The following is a 19,908-nucleotide window of genomic DNA, read 5'->3' as shown; positions in this document are numbered from 1 at the left end:
CCCCCAGCCGGTACTGGCTGTGGCCGATGACGATGATGAGGACGATCTGGATCTGCCCTGGGCCGAAGGGGACGACGAGGTCGCCGCGCCGGTAGCCGTCGCACCAACCAAGCCCAAGCGTCGTCCACAATCTACGCTGCCGCCGTTGCCGAGTATCGAGCTGCTGGACAGACCGCCCGCCAAGACCCAGATGATGAGCAAGGATGAGCTGGATCGCATGGGTCGTCTGGTGGAGGCCAAGCTTGCCGACTACAACGTGCAGGCCAAGGTGGTGGGTGTCTATCCGGGTCCGGTTATTACCCGTTTCGAGCTGGATCTGGCGCCGGGCATGAAAGCGAGCAAGATCACCAACCTCTCACGCGATCTGGCCCGCTCCTTGTCTGCCAGCAGCGTGCGGGTGGTTGAGGTGATCCCGGGTAAAACCTATGTCGGTATCGAGCTGCCCAACCGGGTGCGTCAGACCGTTTACCTGCGCGAAACCCTCGACTGCGATGCTTTCCGCGATAGCCGCAACCCGCTCACCATGGGCCTGGGTCAGGACATCGCCGGCGAGCCGGTGGTGGTGAACCTGGCCAAGATGCCGCACCTGCTGGTGGCCGGTACCACAGGTTCCGGTAAGTCGGTAGGGGTCAACACCATGATCATCTCGATGCTCTACAAGTCATCCCCCGATGATCTGCGCTTCATCATGATCGACCCCAAGATGCTGGAACTCTCGGTCTACGAAGGGATCCCGCATCTGCTGACCGAGGTGGTGACCGACATGAAGGACGCAGCCAACGCCCTGCGCTGGTGCGTGGGTGAGATGGAGCGCCGTTACAAGCTGATGTCGGCAGTCGGGGTGCGCAACCTCAAGGGCTACAACGACAAGGTACTTGCTGCCATCGAGGAGGGGGAACCCCTGCTGGATCCGTTGTGGCGCCCGGGTGACTCCATGGATCAGATGCCGCCGGAGCTGGAGAAACTGCCCCACATCGTGGTGGTGGTGGACGAGTTTGCCGACATGATGATGATCGTCGGCAAGAAGGTGGAAGAGCTGATCGCTCGTATCGCCCAGAAGGCGCGGGCCGCCGGTATTCACCTTATTCTGGCGACCCAGCGTCCGTCAGTGGATGTGATTACCGGTCTTATCAAGGCCAACATCCCGACCCGTATTTCGTTCCAGGTATCGAGCAAGATCGACTCCCGTACCATTATCGATCAGGGCGGCGCCGAATCTCTGCTCGGCATGGGCGACATGCTCTACATGCCGGCCGGTACCTCCAACCCGACCCGGGTACACGGTGCGTTTGTCGATGACCACGAAGTGCACAAGGTGGTGGCAGACTGGAAACTGCGCGGCGAGCCGAACTACATCGAGGAGATCCTCTCCGGTGAGTCGGGTGGCGAAGGTGGCAGCGGCGAATATGGCGGTGGTGGCGATGAAGAGCTCGATCCCCTGTTCGACGAAGCGGTCGCTTTTGTGGTGGAGTCCCGCCGTGGCTCGACCTCCAGCGTCCAGCGCAAGTTCAAGATTGGTTACAACCGGGCAGCCCGTCTCATCGAGCAGATGGAGAATCAGGGCATCGTCAGCTCACCGGGTGGCAATGGTCAGCGCGACGTGCTGGCACCGCCGCCGGTGCGGGACTAAGCCTCACCCGTTTCATACTATCCCTGGCCATGCCCTCCGCGGGCGTGGCCTTTTATCGAGAGCGTCTTTATGAAGAGCGTGATGAAAAAACAACTGTTGATGGGTACCGTGTTGCTGATGGCCAGCAGCCAGGTGTGGGCCGATGCGGCCAGCGATCTCAAACAGAAGCTGGCGGGGGTGAGCCTCTTCTCCGCCAAATTTGCCCAGACCGTCTATGACAGCAAGGGCAAGGAGCTGCAAAAGGCCAGCGGCGATCTGCTGGTGCAGCGGCCAAACCGTTTCAACTGGCACACCACCTCGCCGGACGAGAGCCTGATCGTGGCCGATGGTCAGGATGTCTGGGTCTATGATCCCTTCGTCGAGCAGGTGACCGCCCTCAAGCTGAAAGATGCGGTGCTCAACACCCCCTTTATCTTGATCGCCGGTAATGACGACAAGTTCTGGAAGAACTATGACGTGACCCAGCAGGGGGATGTCTACACCGTCACCAGCCGTAACAAGGATGAGCTGATCGCCTCCTTCCGTGTCACCTTCGACAGACAAGACAACATCAGTCGTTTCGATGTGAAAGAGGCGCAAGGGCAGTGGAGTGAATTCACCCTGAGCAGCTTCAACCGCAAGCCGGTGCTCAAGGGCAACGAATTTGTTTTCAAGATCCCGAAGGGGGTCGAGCTGGACGACCAGCGCTAATGAGCAAGCGGTCGTTGGATTGCTCGCCACTGCACCAGTCAAAGGTGAGTGGCGTGACGCTGGGTGGTCAATACAGATGAGTAACTTGTCGCTGGATTTCTCGTCGGACTTTCGTCCGCTGGCGGCCCGGATGCGGCCGCAAAACCTCGACCAGTATATCGGTCAGCAACATATCCTGGGGGCTGACAAGCCCCTGCGCAAAGCCATTCTGGCGGGTCACTGCCACTCGATGATCCTGTGGGGGCCGCCCGGTACCGGCAAGACCACGCTGGCGGAGCTGATGGCTCACTACTGTCAGGCGGAAGTGGAGCGACTCTCTGCGGTCACCTCTGGCATCAAGGAGATCCGCACCGCCATCGACAAGGCCAAAGAGAACAGCTGGCGCGGAGTGCGCACCATCCTGTTTGTGGATGAGGTGCACCGCTTCAACAAGAGCCAGCAGGATGTGTTCCTGCCTCACATCGAAGATGGCACCATCACCTTTATCGGTGCCACCACTGAAAACCCCTCGTTCGAACTCAACAACGCACTGCTCTCACGAGCCCGGGTCTATCTGCTCAAGCGACTGGAAGAGAGCGATATTCTCGCCATGCTCGATCAGGCGATGACCGATCCCCGTGGTCTTAATGATCCGGCACTCACCTTCGCCCCCGGCGTCAAAGAGGCGCTGGCCAAGGCAGTGGATGGGGACGGGCGTAAATCCCTCAACTATCTGGAGCTGTTGGCCGACATGGCCGAAACCGACAGCACTGGGGCGCGGGTGATCGACAGTGCCCTGCTCGCTGCCGTGGTGGGGGAGCACGTGGCCCGCTTCGACAAGGGGGGGGATCACTTTTATGACCTCATTTCGGCGGTGCACAAATCCATTCGCGGCTCGGCGCCGGATGCGGCGCTCTACTGGTATGCCCGCATGGTGAGTGCCGGTTGCGATCCTCTCTATATTGCCCGCCGCTTGCTGGCGATTGCCTCGGAAGATGTGGGTAATGCCGATCCGCGCGCCATGCAGGTCGCCCTGTCGGCCTGGGATTGCTTCCATCGGATCGGGCCGGCGGAAGGGGAGCGGGCCATCGCCCAGGCGATCGTCTATCTCGCCTGTGCCCCGAAAAGCAATGCGGTCTATACCGCCTGGAAGGCGGCGCTTCATGATGCCAAAAACCTCCCTGACTTCGAGGTGCCGGTACACCTGCGCAATGCGCCGACCAAATTGATGAGCGATCTGGGCTATGGCGCCGAGTATCGCTATGCCCATGACGAGCCGGGCGCCTATGCTGCGGGCGAGCAGTATTTCCCGCCCGAGCTTGCCGGCAAGCAGTACTACCAGCCCACCGATCGCGGCCTTGAAAAGCAGATTGGCCAGAAGCTCGATTACCTCCATGAACTGGACAGGCAAAGTCCGCAGCAACGGGGCAAATAGCCCCTTTGTTACCCCGCGTGGCTGAAAATTGGTCAGGCGTTTGAATATGCAGGACGGTTTGCGTGCCAAAGTTGGTAAAAACGACACAAATAGTCCCTGTTCGGGCGGGGGGGCGGTCTGCTACACTGCCCGTCTGACCCCGCTTGTCTTGGCCTTGCGCCATCTTCTTGATCTCGAAGGCCTGATAGTTGAGGCCCGATTCTGAAGACGATTGGGGTGCGCCAACCGATGTTAACTTCCGGATCTGTTTCCCAGCCCGTCATGACGACTCAGGCCCAGATCCCATTTTAAAAAAGTAGGTAAACCATGCTGGATCCCAAATATCTGCGCAGCGATATCGAAGAGGCTGCCGCTCGTCTGGCGACACGTGGCTACGTTCTGGACGTAGCGGCTGTCAACGCTCTGGAAGAGAAACGCAAGGATCTGCAGTCCCGTACCCAGGAGCTGCAGGCCGAGCGCAACGCCCGCTCCAAATCCATCGGTGAAGCTGCCCGTCGTGGTGAAGATGTTGCCCCGCTCAAGGCCGAAGTGACCAAGATCAACGACGAGCTGGAAACCAGCAAGGTCGAGCTGGATGCCCTGCTGGCCCAGCTGAAAGCCATTGCCGACGCCATCCCCAACCTGCCGAGCGAGACCACGCCGGTGGGTCGTGACGAGAACGACAACGTGGAAGTGCGCCGTTGGGGGACCCCGCGCGAGTTCAGCTTCCCGGTACGCGATCACATCGATCTGGGCGAAGCGGCCAAGGGCGTTGACTTCAAGAATGGCGTCAAACTCTCCGGTACCCGTTTTGTGGTGATGAAGGGTCAGATTGCCCGTCTGCACCGTGCCCTGGCTCAGTTCATGCTGGATCTGCACACCCAGCAGCACGGTTACACAGAGTGCTACGTGCCCTATCTGGTGAACCCGGACAGCCTCTATGGCACCGGCCAGTTGCCGAAATTTGCCCAGGACCTGTTCAATACCGGTATCGAAGGCGAAGGGGAAGAAGAGGGCAAGCTGCGCAAGTTCTCCCTGATCCCGACCTCCGAAGTGCCGCTCACCAACATGGCCCGTGACGAGATCTTTGACGCGCAAGAGCTGCCAATCAAGATGACCGCTCACAGCCCCTGCTTCCGCTCTGAAGCCGGTTCCTACGGTCGTGATACCCGTGGCCTCATCCGTATGCACCAGTTCGACAAAGTCGAAATGGTTCAGCTGGTTCACCCGGAGAAATCCTGGGATGCGCTGGAGGAGATGGTGGGTCACGCCGAGAAGGTGCTGCAACTGCTGGAGCTGCCGTATCGCGTGATGGCGCTCTCTACCGGTGACATGGGCTTCTGCGCCTCCAAGACCTACGATCTGGAAGTGTGGCTGCCGGCCCAGAACACTTACCGCGAGATCTCCTCCGTCTCCAACTGCACCGACTTCCAGGCGCGCCGCATGCAGGCTCGCGTGCGTATCGACGGCAAGCCGCAGCTGCTGCACACCCTGAACGGCTCCGGTCTGGCAGTGGGTCGTACCCTGGTTGCCGTGATGGAGAACTACCAGCAGGAAGATGGCCGCATCGCCATCCCGGCTGCGCTGCAATCCTACATGGGTGGCCTGACCCACATCGGGTAAGTTCACGCCGCAGACCACAACGCCATGGCATTGCCATGGCGTTGTGCATTCTGGCGCCGATCAACCGTTTTAGTGCTGAAAAAATGCGGCTTTTCGGCGTCGCTTTGAACAGTTAACACATTTTTATCAAGCAATGCGCAATCGTTTTTGTTAGACTGCGCCGCAATTTCGCAGGACATCTTTTTCTATGGTCTGGATTGATTACGCCATCATCGGCATCGTCGGTTTCTCTGCTCTCATCAGCCTGGTGCGCGGCTTCGTCAAGGAGGCCATGTCTCTTGTCACCTGGTTTGTCGCCTTCTTTATTGCCAGCCATTTCTATCCCGATCTCGCCGTCTATTTCACCTCCTTCTCCGACGCGCTGGTTCGCAACGGTCTGGCCATCGCGGCGCTGTTTGTGGCGACCCTGATCCTCGGCAGCGTGGTCAACTATGTGGTGGGCCTGTTGGTGGACAAGACGGGTCTCTCCGGTACCGATCGGGTGCTGGGAGTCTGCTTCGGTGCAATTCGCGGGGTGCTGATCGTCAGTGCCCTGCTTTTTTTCATGGATACCTTCACCAGCCTCTCCCAGAGCGACTGGTGGGTGGCGTCCAAGCTGGTGCCGGAGTTCAAGCCGGTGATCCAGTGGTTTTTCGGGTTCATGTTGAACTCATCCAGTTTTCTTAAACAGGTATAGTGACTTCGAGGTAGCAAAGACATGTGTGGTATTGTCGGTATAGTTGGCACCACCCCCGTCAATCAGGCCCTCTACGACGCCTTGACGGTGTTGCAGCACAGGGGACAGGATGCCGCCGGGATCGTGACCATTGATAGTGGAAACTTCCGGCAACGCAAGGCCAATGGCTTGGTGAAGGACGTGTTTGAAGTGCGCCACATGCAGCGTCTGCAAGGGAACATCGGCATAGGTCATGTCAGATACCCCACCGCAGGCAGCTCAAGTGCCGCTGAAGCCCAACCTTTTTATGTCAACTCTCCTTACGGCATGGTGCTGGCCCATAACGGCAACCTCACCAACGCCAAGGAGCTCAAGGAGCAGCAGTTCAAGGTCGCCCGCCGTCACATCAACACCACCTCCGACTCGGAAGTGTTGCTGAACGTGCTGGCCCACGAGCTGGATCGCTGTGACAAGATGGCCCTGCGCCCCGAAGATATTTTCGCTGCGGTGCGCAGAACCCATCAGCAGATCCGCGGTGCTTATGCGGTGGTCTCGCTGGTGATTGGTCATGGTCTCATCGGTTTTCGTGATCCCAACGGCATTCGCCCGCTGATCCTCGGTCGTCGTCAGGACGAGCAGGGCCAGGTGGAGTACATGCTCGCCTCCGAGAGCGTGGCGCTCGACGCCATCGGTTTCGAGACGGTGCGGGATATTGCGCCGGGTGAAGCCATCTACATCACCGAGCAGGGTCAACTCTTCTCCGAGCAGTGTGCGGAGAACCCGCAGATGAGCTCCTGCATCTTCGAATACGTCTACTTCGCCCGTCCCGATTCGTGCATCGACAAGGTCTCGGTCTACGCCGCCCGCCTCAACATGGGTCGCAAGCTGGGTCAGAAGATTGCCCGCGAGTGGGAAGATCTCGACGTCGATGTGGTCATCCCCATCCCCGAGACCTCCTGTGACGTGGCGCTGGAGATCGCTCACACCCTGGATCTGCCATACCGTCAGGGCTTCGTGAAGAACCGCTACATCGGCCGTACCTTCATCATGCCGGGCCAGACCCAGCGCAAGAAGTCGGTGCGTCGCAAACTCAACGCCATCAGCTCCGAATTCAAGGGCAAAAAGGTGTTGCTGGTGGATGATTCCATCGTGCGTGGTACCACGTCCGAGCAGATCATCCAGATGGCCCGTGAAGCGGGGGCAGCCAAGGTCTACTTCGCCTCGGCGGCGCCGGAAATTCGCTTCCCCAACGTCTATGGCATCGATATGCCCACCGCCAACGAGCTGATCGCCCATGGCCGCGAAGTGGAAGAGGTGTGCAAGCTGATTGGCGCTGACGGCCTGATTTTCCAGGATTTGGAAGATCTGGAAGCCGCCGTGCGGGAGATCAACCCGGATCTGCGTCACTTCGAGACCTCGGTCTTCAATGGCCACTACGTCACCTCCGATGTGGACCAGTCCTATCTGGATCACCTCAACGCCCTGCGCAACGATGACACCAAAGCGGTGCGTGAATGGCAGGAAGGCACCAGCAATCTGGAAATTTTTAACGAAGGCAGTTAAACGTTTGCGGTTTTGCCGGATGGGATAGCGAGATGGGGGCCAGTGGCCCCCATTGTCGTTTTTGCCTCACACCGGCAGAAGGGGGAGGAGATATCTGTTTGAAAAATATCCGCTTATCTTGCCGGATATGGGCATGGCCAGCGGGATCCGCTAGCATAGGCGGCAACATATATGATCGATACGCTTTTAAGAGACGAGAGTTCAGATGGATGATCTGCTAGCCCCAGTGCGCCAGTTTTTGCAGTGCGAGACCCCGGATGAGTGGGTGGAGATGGCGCGGGATCCGGCCCGTTTACCGACCTTGCTCATCGATCACGCCAACTGCGAGACCAAGGCCGCACTCACTGCCCACAGTCTGGTGCGCCGCTACTGCCTGCCCAAGGGCAAGCGCCATCTGCTGCCCAAGCTGGAGTTCTATCGCGAGCTGGATGCCATCCCGGAGAAGGCCGAGATCCTGGGCAAACGCAGCATGGGAGAGTCTGATCGCACCGTCTTTGCCGAGCTGGAACGCAATCCGCTGCTGTTTCCCATGGTGCGGCTCATTCAGGAGGAGCTGCACCACTTCGAGCAGGTGCTGGAGATCATGCAGGCCCGCGGCATCGAATACGGGCCGGTGACGGCCTCCCGCTATGCTCGCCAGTTGATGCAGCATGTGCGCACCCATGAGCCGGCCACCATAGTCGACAAGATGATCATCGGCGCCTATATCGAGGCCCGCTCCTGCGAGCGCTTTGCCAAGCTGGCCCCCCATCTGGACGAGGAGTTGAGCCGCTTCTATGTCTCTTTGCTGCGCTCCGAAGCGCGCCACTATCAGGATTACCTGAGCCTGGCCGAACAGTACGCAGGGGAGGATATCAGCGAGCGGGTGGCCTTCTTTGGCAAGCTGGAAGCCGAGCTTATCTGCTCGCCGGATCCCCAGTTCCGGTTTCATAGCGGCCTGCCTGTCACATCTGACAGTTGTTGACGCACAGGGGGCAAACTACTATTGCCCTGTTCCTACTACGAGCGACAAGTAGTTACTTTTGAGCGCAATTCCCGGCCCTGAGCCGGGATCTTTTTTTCTGTCGTACCTCCTTCCTGCTTTTGGCGCTCTATGCTGAATCCCTGGCTATTTTTGCGTCTTCCCCTTGCGATGAAATCCTGTTCGAACAGCCGGTTATTGTGGTGATAAAGTGCTCATTCAGGTGGCTCACCCTTGTAGAAACGGGCGAAACCGTGTACTTTTTTGCCTTCGCAAGATTTGAATAACCAATCAATAGGAGCGTGTATGCGCATTGTTCTGTTGGGGGCTCCGGGCGCCGGCAAAGGTACCCAGGCTCAGTTCATCATGGAAAAACACGGTATTCCCCAGATCTCCACCGGCGACATGCTGCGTGCGGCGATCAAAGCGGGCACCGAGCTCGGTCTGAAAGCCAAAGCTGTGATGGACGCAGGTCAGCTGGTCTCTGACGACATCATCATCGGTCTGGTCAAAGAGCGCATCGCTCAGCCGGACTGCGCCAAAGGCTTCCTGTTGGACGGTTTCCCGCGCACCATTCCCCAGGCGCAAGCCATGAAGGACGCCGGTGTCGTGGTTGATTTCGTTCTGGAGTTCGATGTGCCGGACGAAGAGATCGTCAAGCGCATGAGCGGCCGTCGCGTTCACTCCGGCTCCGGCCGTACCTATCACGTGGTGTTCAACCCGCCGAAAGTGGAAGGCAAGGATGACGTGACCGGTGAAGATCTGGTGATCCGCGCCGACGACGAAGAGACCACAGTACGCAAGCGTCTGGATGTATATCATCAGCAGACCGCGCCGCTGATCGGTTTCTACGGCAAAGAGGCGGAAGCGGGCCACACCCGTTACGTCAAGATCGACGGCACCCAGCCGGTTGATCTGGTCAGCAAGCAGCTTGCCACCATTCTGGGCTGATCTTTGCTGCCGGCACTGTTTCCCGTGCCATCAGATAAATAAAGAGAAGGGCCCTGTCGGGCCCTTTTTGCATAATGACAGATAGACAGGAAGCCAACGTGACCACGAAAACCGGAATATTGCTGGTCAATCTGGGTACCCCAGCCGCACCGACCACCGCTGCCGTCAAAGCGTTCCTCAGCCAGTTCCTGCACGATCCCCGTGTGGTGGACCTGCCCCGTTACCTCTGGTGTCCGCTGCTCCACTTCATTATCTTGCCGACGCGCTCGCCCAAAGTGGCCAAGCTCTATCAGCAGGTGTGGACCGAGCAGGGCTCGCCGCTGATGGTGATAAGCAAGCAGCAGCGCGCCGCACTGGAGCTGGAGCTCAAGCGGGAGGGGGTCGAGGTGCCGGTGGAGCTGGCGATGACCTATGGTTCCCCGTCAGTGAATGATGGCTGGCAGGCGCTCAAAGCCAAAGGGGTCAACCGGGTGATCCTGTTGCCGCTCTATCCGCAATATTCGGTCAGTACCACCGCCTCGGTCTTCGATGCCTGGAGCAAGGTGATGAAGAGAGAGCGCAATCTGCCGGTGGTACGGCTCATTCGTGATTATCACGCCCATCCCGAATACATTCAGGCGCTGGCCATGAGTGTGCGCCGTCACTGGGAGCAGCACGGTCAGGGTGATCACCTGCTGATGTCGTTCCACGGCATTCCCGAGCGCTACGAGAACGAAGGGGACCCCTATGGTCACCAGTGTCGCCATACCGCCAGCTTGCTGGCCGAGGCGCTCGGGCTGGAGGCCGGGCAGTGGACGGCCAGTTTCCAGTCCCGCTTTGGCAAGGAGGAGTGGCTCAAGCCCTACACAGACGTGACCATCGCCGGTATGCCTGCAGCGGGCATCAAGCGGCTCGATGTGATTTGCCCTGCCTTTGCGGCCGACTGCCTCGAAACCCTTGAGGAAATTCAGGTTCAGAATCGGGAGATCTTCATGGAGGCCGGTGGCGAGCGGTTTGAATATATTCCGGCCCTCAACAGCGATCAGGCCCATATCAGGATGATGGTCTCGCTCATCTGCCGCGAATTGGCATGAGTGACCGGCAGTCAGTCAAACAAGGAGTCGAGTCATGGTACATATCACGCTGATTTATGCAGGTCTGCTGGGGCTGCTGTTTCTGGGGCTCTCCTTCTGGGTGGTCAGACGCCGCGCCCAGTTCGGGGTGATGATAGGGCAGGGGGAAGCCCCCGAGCTGCTGGCGGCGATCCGGGCTCACGGCAATTTTGCCGAGTATGTGCCGCTGACCCTGCTGCTGATGGCGCTGTGCGAGTTCTCCGGTGCCGGTGCGCTCTGGCTGCATGCCGGTGGCGCCATGCTGTTGGTCGGCCGCATCCTGCATGCCATTGGCATCCAGATCCCCAAAGCCCCCAATGTGCCCCGTTTTCTGGGCACCTTGCTGTTCTGGCTAGCCCTCGGCCTCTTTTCGGTACTGGCCCTGTTGCAGGGCATGGCGGCCGCCTGAAAACAGGCGCTTTTTTATGCTAGGGAACCACCCCGGGCGGGGTGGTTTTTTTATGGTGAAAAGGCAAACGTTTTTCCTTGCAAGCCTTGTCTATACTGACTCTATTATTTAAACAGGGCGACTTTTCGGGGCGGCGGATTGTGTTAAAATCCCGCCCCTCTTTCCCCCAGAGCACAGAACATTGCCATGAAATTTCCCGGTCAGCGCAAGTCCAAACACTACTTCCCTGTCGACAGACGCGATCCCCTGGTGCCGCAAAATCCCCTGTTAACCGAGCTGGGCAAAGCCTACGTCGTCGGGATTGATCAGACCCTGGTTGATATCGAAGCCCATGTGGATGAAGACTTTCTGACCCGTTATGGTCTGAGCAAGGGGCACTCCGTCGTCATCAATGACGACGTGGCCGAACGGATTTATGACGAGCTCAAGGCCAACAACATGGTGGTGAGCGAGTTTGCCGGTGGCACCATCGGCAACACGGTACACAACTACTCGGTACTGGCCGACTCCCACTCCATCCTGCTGGGTGTGATGAGTCAGGACATTCGCATCGGTTGCTACGCCTACCGTTATCTGTGCAACACCTCTTCCCGCGTCAATCTGGACTATCTGCAGCCGGTTGATGGCCCCATCGGCCGTTGCTTCACCTTCATCACCGAGTGCGGCGAGCGCAGCTTCGGCATCAACGCCGGCAAGATGAACCAGCTGGATGTGCAGCACATTCCGGAGGATGTGATCAAAGGGGCGTCTGCCCTGGTGATCACCGCCTATCTGGTGCGTGGTGACGATGGTGATCCGATGAAAGAGGCGGCCATGACCGCGGTGCGTTATGCCCGCGAGGCCGGTATTCCCGTGGTGCTGACCCTGGGCACCCGTTTCGTCATCGACGAAAACCCCCAGTGGTGGCGCGACTTCATTGCCGAGAACGTGACCGTGCTGGCGATGAACGAAGACGAAGGTGAAGCCCTGACCGGTATCGCTGATCCGCTGGGTGCGGCCGACAAGGCGCTCGACTGGGCCGACATGGTGCTCTGTACTGCTGGCCCCATCGGCCTCTACATGGCGAGCTACACCGATGAGGACTACAAGCGCGAGACCACTCATACCTTGCTGCCCGGCGTTATCCCCGAGTTCAACATGTATGAGTTCAGCCGCCCGATGGCCCGCGCCAAGTGCCGCAAACCGGCCCGCATCTACTCCCACATCTCCCCGTACATGGGGGGCCCGGAGAAGATCAAGAACACCAACGGGGCAGGGGATGGCGCCCTTTCCGCCGTGCTGCACGACATGGTGGCCAACTCCTATCACCGGATGAATGTGCCCAACTCCGCCAAGCACATCTCCGAGTTCCTGACCTACTCCTCACTGGCCCAAGTGTGCAAATACGCCAACCGCGTCAGCTACGAGGTGTTGGCCCAGAGCAGTCCCCGTCTCTCCCGCGGTTTGCCGGAGAAAGAGGACAGCCTGGAAGAGGTTTACTGGGAGCGTTGATCTCCTGAATCTGCAAGACGCCTCCATCGGGAGGCGTTTTTGCAGGCAAATATGGGTTATCCCGGCTTTTTTCCCGGAATAACCCCAATATGCTTGAGTCCATGTCACTTTTACGACACCATTTGGCCATCGTATTGTCGCCCGACAATGCCGCAGCACCCGAAAGAAAGAGAGAATCCCATGAGCATGCTTAACGACAACCTTGACGCCAATTTCCAACTGTTTATCGAACAAGTCCGCGAGTCGGGTCAGGTGTGGGGTCTGCGCTATGGGGAAGACTGGGTCGTCTGTCGCTCCGCCGAATTTGAAGATGCCGACGTGATGCCGCTCTGGTCTGCCGAAGAGGACGCCCGTCTGCACTGCGTCGACGAGTGGGCCGATTACGAGCCGGAAGTGATCGATCTGGAAGAGTTTCTCGATATCTGGATCAACGATCTGGATGAAGACGATGTACTGGTCGGCCCGAACTGGAACGCCGATCTGGAAGGTCAGGAGCTCGAACCCATCGAGCTGGCCAAGGCACTGGTTGAACTGGACGCCTGAAAGCGCCTCCATTGATGGCCTGAACACACAGGCCATCGGGACAAAGACCGGCATCCGTGAGGGGGCCGGTCTTTTTTATGGTCGAATGGCCAGATTGATGAGTTAAAAGCCGATTTGCCTTTGCACCTGTCAGGGGGATGGTCCATCATCAACCTTTTGCCAAGGGAGGAGCGCCATGTTTGTATTCGACGTAACGGGAGCTGCGGGTGAGAAGGCCAGCATTCGGGTGCAGGCGCTGGATTGGGCGCAAGCCGGACCTGTGACCTTCCAATGCGATGATGATCAGCTGGCGGTCGTGCTCCTGAGCGGTTGTCGTTGCGATGCGGTGGGCTTTTTCAATCTGTTGGCGGGGTGCAAACCCCTCTATATCGAGCAGTGGCTCAGCTATCTGCAGGAGAGTGGTCGCATTGGCAAGTGGAGCCATCAGACCGAGAGTCCCGCCGATGGGGACTATCTGGCCAGAGCAGGTCTGGAGCACGATGAGCTCAATACCCTGCTTGGCCAGGTCTATCAGGTGGCGGGGTTCAATCGCCTGCAAATCAACCGTTACCTCAAGAATCGCCACAACCCCACCACGCTGGCGACCCGTTACGATCAGAAAGAGCTGGAACGCTATCGCCAGCTCAATGACATCATTCTGACCCTTTTGAAGCTGAAGCATCCTCAGTAAAGAGCCCCAATTGGCTGATATCCGGTCGCAGCGGTTGCGGCCGGGCGATCAGATAGCCCTGCAAGCCATCCACATACATCCCCTGCAGCAGCTGTTTCTGGCCAAGCTGTTCTACCCCCTCTGCAATCACCTGACATCCCATCCGATGTGATACATCGACGATCATCCGCACAAACTGCTGGTTGGTCTGATCCTGCTCCAGTCCGGTGATCAGGGCAGGATCGAGCTTGATGTAGTCGGGCTTGAGCTCGCGAAACAGGGTAAAGGAGCCGATCCCCTTGCCGAAATTGGCGATGGCCGATCGACTGCCGTTGCGACGCAGCAGTTCAAACACCCGCTTGGCGCCGGTCAGATTGCGCTCCAGATGCTCTTCATCCAGTTCGAACACCAGATTGGCGCTGGTATTGGGATCTTTGAGCAGCTGGCGGTCAAGCCAGATCAGGAAGGCGCTGTTTTGCAGCAGGTTGGGGGAGAGGTTGATCCCCCAGCGACTCTGGTTGGCACCAAAGGCCCGGTACTGACGCATGATGTGGGTAATGACCAGCTGCTCCAGCCGCATCACCATATCCAGCCGCTGGGCCATGGCAAACAGGGTGTCGGTGGGCAGGGCAGTGCCGTCATTGCCGCTGAAGCGGGTGTAGATCTCGTTGTAGGCCAGCATGCTGCGGTGCAGGGGCTGGATCGGCTGATAGGTAAAGCTGAGGCGTTCCTGCGCTAGCACTTCGGTCAGCACGTCGCGCCAGTGGTGTTGGCCCTGCAGATCGGAGGCGCTGTCATCCTGCTGGATGGCCCAGCCGTTGATGGTTTCGGTCTGGGCGCGAGCCAGCGCCAGATCCGCTCTGGCCAGTACGGCTTCAATTTTCTGGCCGCTGCTGAGCTTGGTCAGCCCCGAGTAACCGGTGCTCTCTAGCTCGTGCTGATCCTGATAGTGATCGAAGGCCACCTTCAAATCCTGCCCCAGCAGATGGGGGGGAATATTGGCCACCGGTTGCACCAGCACGGCAAAATCGGCCCCCGAGATGCGGTAGACCTGATTGCCCGGGAAGCGGCTTACCACCCGCTTGATGAGAGCGGCCATGTCCTTGATATAGGCATCACCAGACTGGAAGCCGCGCTGGGCGTTGATCTTGCCAAGCTCGGTGGCACGGATCAGCACCAGGGTCGCGGTCTGGGTGTCCTGATCCCGCTGCAGCAACTCGGTCATGTCGCGGCGAAACGCGTGGCGGTTGAGTAGCTGGGTCAGCTCGTCGGTGGTGGCCAGGTTGCTGAGTTCGGTCAGCTGGCGATGAGCGCTTTGCTCGGCGCTTTCGAACTGCTCCAGCAGCTGTTGCAGCACCTCCTGGGAGGCGGGCTCATCGAGTTGTGAGGGATCCCGCCCCCTGATCGCCTTGACCCAGGTGAGCTCCTGATGCTGGAGCATGCCATCCATGGTGCGGATGGCCAGCATCAACAGCAGGATCATGCCAAGCAGTGTGGTGGCCAGAATAATGGCCAAAGTAAGCGGTGTGCTCTGCAGGGCTAACCAAACTGCTTGCAGGAGCAGCAGGGGTATGGTCACTATGGTGGCGATCAGAAAGAGGGTACGTCCGAGCTTGTGAACCATCTTGTCATCCTTGAAGTGGCTGCTTTGTGGGGGAATTTTAACCAAGCTGGCGGAGCAAAGCATGCTATTCCTCGCAACTCGGTGAAAAGGGTCAATTGAGATCGGTTAAATGTGAGTGAAACCACTTTCACAGGTGCCGAAACAGGCGAAGATGAGTTGAAAATAGATCAAACAAGGCAGAGGTAAATCATGTTGTTAGAGCCCGAAAATAGTGCCAAAGCACGACAATTATTGAACCAGAGTATGGCACTGGTGTTGGCGGGTGGACGTGGTAGTCGCCTGAAGCAGTTGACTGACAACCGCGCCAAGCCTGCCGTCCATTTCGGTGGCAAATTCCGGATCATTGATTTTGTGCTCTCCAACTGTATCAACTCGGGGATCCGCCGCGTTGGTGTAGTCACCCAATACAAGTCTCACAGTCTGCTGCGTCACCTGCAATCGGGCTGGTCCTTCCTGCGTTACCAGATGAACGAATTCATCGACCTGCTCCCTGCCCAGCAACGGGTGGACGAGGTGCACTGGTATCGCGGCACCGCCGATGCCATCTATCAGAACGTCGATATCATCCGTGACTACGGCCCCAAATACCTGGTGGTGCTGGCGGGGGATCACATCTACAAGATGGATTACGCTGCCATGCTGCTCGACCATGTGCGCCTTGGCGCCAAGGTGACTGTGGCTTGTATCGAGGTGCCGCGGGCCGAGGCATCCGCCTTCGGGATCATGGATATCGACGAGCAGCGCAAGATCCGCGCCTTCGTCGAAAAACCGGCCAATCCGCCCGCCATGCCGGGTTGTGAAGATCGCTCGCTGGCCTCCATGGGGATCTATATCTTCGAGGCGGAGTACCTCTACCAACTGCTGGAGGAGGATATTCACAATCAGGACTCCAAACACGACTTCGGGATGGACGTGATCCCCCGCATCGTGGAGGAGGGGATGGCATTTGCTCACCCCTTCAACATGTCCTGTGTCGGGGCGCGCGAGGGGCAAAAGCCCTACTGGCGTGACGTGGGAACGCTGGACTCCTTCTGGGAAGCTAACATGGATCTCGCCTCCGTGCTGCCCGAGCTCGACATCTACGATCAGAACTGGCCCATCTGGACCAGCCAGACCCTGACGCCACCGGCCAAGTTCGTGCAGGATCGCAATGGTCAGCATGGCATGACCATCAACTCCATGTTCTCGGGTGGTACCATCGTCAGCGGGTCGTTTGTGCTCAACTCGGTGCTCTTTACCAATGTGCGGGTGCACTCCTTCTGCACCCTGGATCAGGCCATCATCTCCCCCGGGGTCGAGATTGGCGCCGGTTGCCGTCTGCGCCGGGTGGTGGTGGACAAGGGATGTGTGCTGCCCGATGGGCTGGTGGTGGGCGAGAATGCCGATGAGGATAGCCGCCGCTTCTACCGCTCCGAGCAGGGGATTGTGCTGGTGACCAAGGAGATGCTGGACAAGCTGGTTTGAGGAAGGCCCTTGAAACTGTGTCAGACGCTGTAATGCAAAGGGAGCCAATCTGGCTCCCTTTTTCATGCTGGTGAATGGCGAGGATTATTCGCTAACCACCGCTTTGGCGGCCATCACCATGGCTGTGCCGTGCTTGCCACCGGCAGCGGTTACTTGCGGTACGCCATCTTCATCGGTGTCGCTGCCGGCACCTTCGATGATGTTCTCGCCGGAGTCACCGATCCACTCGGCCATCTGCATGCCACCGTTGACGGTGCCACGGAACCAGCTGACGTACTGACCGGTCAGCTTGGCCAGCTCCAGCTCGGGCGCCTTCTCGGCCCCTTCGTTGCGCAGGTTCAGCATGGCAGAGCGCAGGGCGCCGGAGATGGCAGCCTGGGTCCAGGGAGTGTATTCACCCTGTTTACCCGCCAGCCAGGTGCCCGCCTTGTCATTGAAGTAGGCCTTGTCGGCAGCGATAAACAGCTCGCGGGCGGCAGTGCGGTACTTGGCATCGGAGGTAGCGAGGAACGCGGCGGTCAGACCACGGATGGCGGCGAACTGCGCATCGATGGAGTGGCCGGCATCGAGCTTGCCACCTAGCGTGATGCCGTCATGCACCAGACCATTTTTGCCCTTGAGGTTGGCAAGGATGAAATCGGCCTGCTTGCGGATAAGCTCAAGCGCTTGCTGACCCTGCTTGGTCTTGAGGTTCAGCTCGCCATTGTCACCGGCGGCGTAACCGACCGGCAGCGCGTCCTGAGCGCGCTGGAAGATCTGCAGGGCGACCAGTGCGTAAGCGGCGTCAAAGGTGGTGACGTGCTTGCCCTGTTTGCCTGCCTGCCAGCTGTCGACCAGGGTGCCAGCCTTGGTATCAAAGTGCAGGGCTACCAGGTTCTTGAAGGTGAGGTTTGAGAGATTGATCGCCAGCGAGAAGGCATCGCTGCCCGCGACGGCTTTGCCCAGGTCATTGGTCTTGTTGGCAGCCGGTGCGGCGGCAAACGGCGCACCGTCAAACACTGCGTGGAAGGCCGGGTTCTGGTTGGTGTTGGCGCTGCGCTGATCGCTGAAGGCATAGAACTCGGAGAGCGGCCACAGCATCATCCAGGCATCGCGCAGCTGGGCGGAGCCATCCACCACCTCCAGCTTGCCGATGGCACCGGCATCGTTGTTGCTGGTTTCGGTCACTTTCACCTGATGGGGGAAGTAGACAACGCCCTTGGCCGGATCGTACTGCGGGGTGATCTTGGCGCCCAGTTGCTTGCCATCGAAGCCAAGCTGGTTCTGCATGATGGCCAGCTTGTCGATGGATTGCTCGGTCAGCATCATGCCGTTGAAACCATCGGCGGCAGAGACGCCCAGCTTGTGCTTGCCATCCTGATCCATGGTGGTGGAGGCGGCTTCTACCTCTTCATCGGTCTCGGCCACGTGCATGCCGCCGAGGAAGTCCTGCGACCACATCACCTCTTTGAGCAGGATGCCGCCCACCGCTGCGGGCACCAGCAGGTTGTCACTGCCGCTCCAGCGCAGGGTGCTGTAGTCACGGAAGTAGGCGGGCACCTGGGTCTTGACGGTTTTCTCGGTCCCTTTGGCGGTCTTGATGGTGATCTGGTCACCATTGACCGGAGTGGTATTCACTGCCTGGGCAAACTCCGGGTTGGCGGAGGCGTAGGGCAGGGAGAGGGGATACATGCCCTGCGGCACTTCATCAGCCGGGAAGCCAACTGCGTCGGCCATGGCCAACACCCGTTGCCCCAGAGAGGCCATGGTGCCGCCACGGGCCAGGTTTTGCGGCCCGTTCACCAGATGCGGGCCCATGCCGGATTGGTAGTTGAGGGCGTACATCGCCTCTTCGGAGTATTCGTAGGATTCGATGCCGGCAGCGAAGTCGAACGGGGTCGGCTCATCGGCACGGTTGGCATCCAGCACATCCAGATCCAGCCCCAGCGCTTCGGCCAGCGGCTCACCGGAGAGCTCGAATTCGGTATAGGCCAGCATGTTGGCGGCGGTATTGAATGTCTTGTCTTCGACCTTGACGGCAGCGTGTGCGGCGCCGCTGATCAGTGCGCAGGCAATCGCCTGAACCAGTACGGTTTTTCTCATGTCCCTTCTCACCATTGGTTTTATTATTGACGCTTCTCATGACGAATCTAAATGAGAATGGTCTGCATTATGCTGTGTTGAGGGAGACTTGAGAAGTAAAAAACCGCCCCATTCGGCTGCACGTTAAACCGGATGTGCGCTGTCGAAGAGGACGGTTATCTGTTTATTGCGCTGAAAGTGCCAGTGCGGTGGGGATCAGAGCAGTTTGAACGGGATGACCAGACGGCCAGGCTCCACCTTGAGGGCTTCGACCTTCTCCTTGATCCTGGCTTCGTTCTTGCGGCTGCTGTCGAGGCGGTAGACCGGCGTCTGCGACAAGAACAGGGAGAGCGACTGATTGAAGGTGGGCAGCAGCGGGGTGAGGGCGGCCCCGATATCGGCCGGCTCGGTCTTGACCGAGAGCAGTTCAAGATCGCGCAGATAGATGGCACCCTGATCGGCCACATAGTCCGGGCGTGCGCTCAAAGCAAAGCGGATCTTCATCTGCTGGCTGCCAAGGGGGCTGCTCACCTGCAGGTCGCCAGCGGCGTCCAGCTCGATGCGATCTGCTTGTTTGCGGCCGATACGGCTCTGCATCTCATCCAGACGGATCTTGCTCGACATGATGCCGGGGATCCCCAGCTGTTTTTCAAAAGAGACCTGATCTTTGAGGTACTGGTTGATTTCGGCCTCGCTGACGTTGTATTGGGTCAGCGAGCAGGCCCCCAGCAGCAGGGCGAGGGGGAGTAACAACAGCTGTTTCAACATGATGGATTCCGCTTGGGCAACTATGATGGCGCTATCTTACGCGATAACGGGCGTGGAATGAGAGCCTCATACCGTGGGAAATCACGGAGTTGCTGCATTCCCGATTGTTTTTTGGCAACCGCCGGGTTCATCATCAACGGATGAACCGAGTAGTGCCGATCAGTTGGCTGCAGGCGTTGGGCCACGTCTGAGCCGAGCAGCCTGAGCGGAGCACAAGAAGAGAACAGAGAACGAGGAGAGCGCAATGGTTCGGATGGGCAAGATTGGCCGCAGGGCGCTGCTGTGGCTTGGCTGCATGATGGGACTGTGGAGCCCGTCGCTGTGGGCCGAGGTGAAGGTGAT

The 19,908-nt window shown here is 58.9% G+C and carries 18 protein-coding genes; 14 read left to right on the top strand and 4 right to left on the bottom strand.

Annotated features, from left to right (window positions below):
• From L972_RS11345 to serS, 4 genes are all read left to right on the top strand, one after another.
• A partial coding sequence (locus L972_RS11345) for a DNA translocase FtsK (protein WP_269428981.1) occupies nt 1-1,630 on the top strand: 1,630 nt, incomplete at its 5' end.
• A gap of 81 nt (nt 1,631-1,711) precedes the next feature.
• On the top strand, nt 1,712-2,320 hold the full coding sequence (lolA, locus tag L972_RS11340; RefSeq protein ID WP_041202312.1) for an outer membrane lipoprotein chaperone LolA: 609 nt from the start codon (nt 1,712-1,714) through the stop codon (nt 2,318-2,320).
• A gap of 76 nt (nt 2,321-2,396) precedes the next feature.
• A complete protein-coding gene (locus tag L972_RS11335) occupies nt 2,397-3,734 on the top strand; it encodes a replication-associated recombination protein A (protein ID WP_136501234.1) in 1,338 nt (445 codons plus the stop codon).
• A 306-nt stretch (nt 3,735-4,040) separates the two neighbouring features.
• Nucleotides 4,041-5,336 carry a serine--tRNA ligase gene (gene serS / locus L972_RS11330; protein WP_005351225.1) on the top strand — a complete coding sequence of 432 codons (1,296 nt, stop codon included), beginning with the start codon at nt 4,041-4,043 and terminating at the stop codon, nt 5,334-5,336.
• Nucleotides 5,337-5,338: 2 nt separating this feature from the next.
• Here the strand turns inward: serS and L972_RS21445 are convergent, their stop codons facing one another.
• A complete protein-coding gene (locus L972_RS21445) occupies nt 5,339-5,515 on the bottom strand; it encodes a hypothetical protein (RefSeq protein ID WP_155395816.1) in 177 nt (58 codons plus the stop codon).
• An 8-nt stretch (nt 5,516-5,523) separates the two neighbouring features.
• Here L972_RS21445 and L972_RS11325 point away from each other — a divergent pair, with 8 nt between their 5' ends.
• From L972_RS11325 to L972_RS11285, 9 genes are all read left to right on the top strand, one after another.
• Nucleotides 5,524-6,012, top strand: coding sequence for a CvpA family protein (locus L972_RS11325; protein WP_005337086.1), 489 nt, complete (start codon nt 5,524-5,526; stop codon nt 6,010-6,012).
• A gap of 21 nt (nt 6,013-6,033) precedes the next feature.
• Nucleotides 6,034-7,554: an amidophosphoribosyltransferase gene (gene purF, locus L972_RS11320; RefSeq protein ID WP_005351229.1), complete on the top strand. Its 1,521-nt coding sequence runs from the start codon at nt 6,034-6,036 to the stop codon at nt 7,552-7,554.
• Nucleotides 7,555-7,759: 205 nt separating this feature from the next.
• Complete coding sequence (gene miaE / locus L972_RS11315; RefSeq protein ID WP_005346385.1) at nt 7,760-8,518, top strand: tRNA isopentenyl-2-thiomethyl-A-37 hydroxylase MiaE; 759 nt, start codon at nt 7,760-7,762, stop codon at nt 8,516-8,518.
• Between the two features lie 303 nt (nt 8,519-8,821).
• Nucleotides 8,822-9,466, top strand: coding sequence for an adenylate kinase (gene adk / locus L972_RS11310; protein ID WP_005337083.1), 645 nt, complete (start codon nt 8,822-8,824; stop codon nt 9,464-9,466).
• Nucleotides 9,467-9,564: 98 nt separating this feature from the next.
• Nucleotides 9,565-10,539 carry a ferrochelatase gene (gene hemH, locus L972_RS11305; RefSeq protein WP_047438305.1) on the top strand — a complete coding sequence of 325 codons (975 nt, stop codon included), beginning with the start codon at nt 9,565-9,567 and terminating at the stop codon, nt 10,537-10,539.
• A gap of 34 nt (nt 10,540-10,573) precedes the next feature.
• Nucleotides 10,574-10,966 (top strand): MAPEG family protein, encoded by a 393-nt coding sequence (locus tag L972_RS11300; RefSeq protein ID WP_047438304.1) that lies wholly within the window; start codon nt 10,574-10,576, stop codon nt 10,964-10,966.
• A gap of 186 nt (nt 10,967-11,152) precedes the next feature.
• Nucleotides 11,153-12,457: an inosine/guanosine kinase gene (locus L972_RS11295; RefSeq protein ID WP_005337079.1), complete on the top strand. Its 1,305-nt coding sequence runs from the start codon at nt 11,153-11,155 to the stop codon at nt 12,455-12,457.
• A 180-nt stretch (nt 12,458-12,637) separates the two neighbouring features.
• Nucleotides 12,638-13,000, top strand: coding sequence for a DUF2750 domain-containing protein (locus L972_RS11290; RefSeq protein WP_005337077.1), 363 nt, complete (start codon nt 12,638-12,640; stop codon nt 12,998-13,000).
• A gap of 175 nt (nt 13,001-13,175) precedes the next feature.
• On the top strand, nt 13,176-13,670 hold the full coding sequence (locus tag L972_RS11285) for a hypothetical protein (RefSeq protein WP_042055706.1): 495 nt from the start codon (nt 13,176-13,178) through the stop codon (nt 13,668-13,670).
• Here the strand turns inward: L972_RS11285 and L972_RS11280 are convergent.
• Complete coding sequence (locus tag L972_RS11280) at nt 13,633-15,273, bottom strand: EAL domain-containing protein (RefSeq protein WP_031227665.1); 1,641 nt, start codon at nt 15,271-15,273, stop codon at nt 13,633-13,635. The two genes, L972_RS11285 and L972_RS11280, sit on opposite strands and share 38 nt — an antisense overlap.
• 189 nt (nt 15,274-15,462) lie before the next feature.
• On the opposite strand from L972_RS11280, the gene glgC reads away from it, so the two are divergent.
• Nucleotides 15,463-16,737 (top strand): glucose-1-phosphate adenylyltransferase, encoded by a 1,275-nt coding sequence (glgC, locus tag L972_RS11275; protein WP_047438301.1) that lies wholly within the window; start codon nt 15,463-15,465, stop codon nt 16,735-16,737.
• 84 nt (nt 16,738-16,821) lie between these two features.
• Here the strand turns inward: glgC and L972_RS11270 are convergent, their stop codons facing one another.
• Both L972_RS11270 and L972_RS11265 read right to left on the bottom strand, forming a co-directional pair.
• Nucleotides 16,822-18,819 carry a hypothetical protein gene (locus L972_RS11270; RefSeq protein WP_047438299.1) on the bottom strand — a complete coding sequence of 666 codons (1,998 nt, stop codon included), beginning with the start codon at nt 18,817-18,819 and terminating at the stop codon, nt 16,822-16,824.
• A 195-nt stretch (nt 18,820-19,014) separates the two neighbouring features.
• Nucleotides 19,015-19,566 carry a lipoprotein gene (locus L972_RS11265; RefSeq protein ID WP_042055713.1) on the bottom strand — a complete coding sequence of 184 codons (552 nt, stop codon included), beginning with the start codon at nt 19,564-19,566 and terminating at the stop codon, nt 19,015-19,017.
• Nucleotides 19,567-19,908 lie beyond the last annotated feature (342 nt).

It is taken from the genome of Aeromonas sp. ZOR0001 (genome assembly GCF_000801015.1).
Classification (GTDB): Bacteria; Pseudomonadota; Gammaproteobacteria; order Enterobacterales; family Aeromonadaceae; genus Aeromonas; species Aeromonas veronii.
The sequence above is the reverse complement of the archived record's forward strand: the minus strand, read 5'-3'. Positions and strand labels throughout refer to the sequence as shown.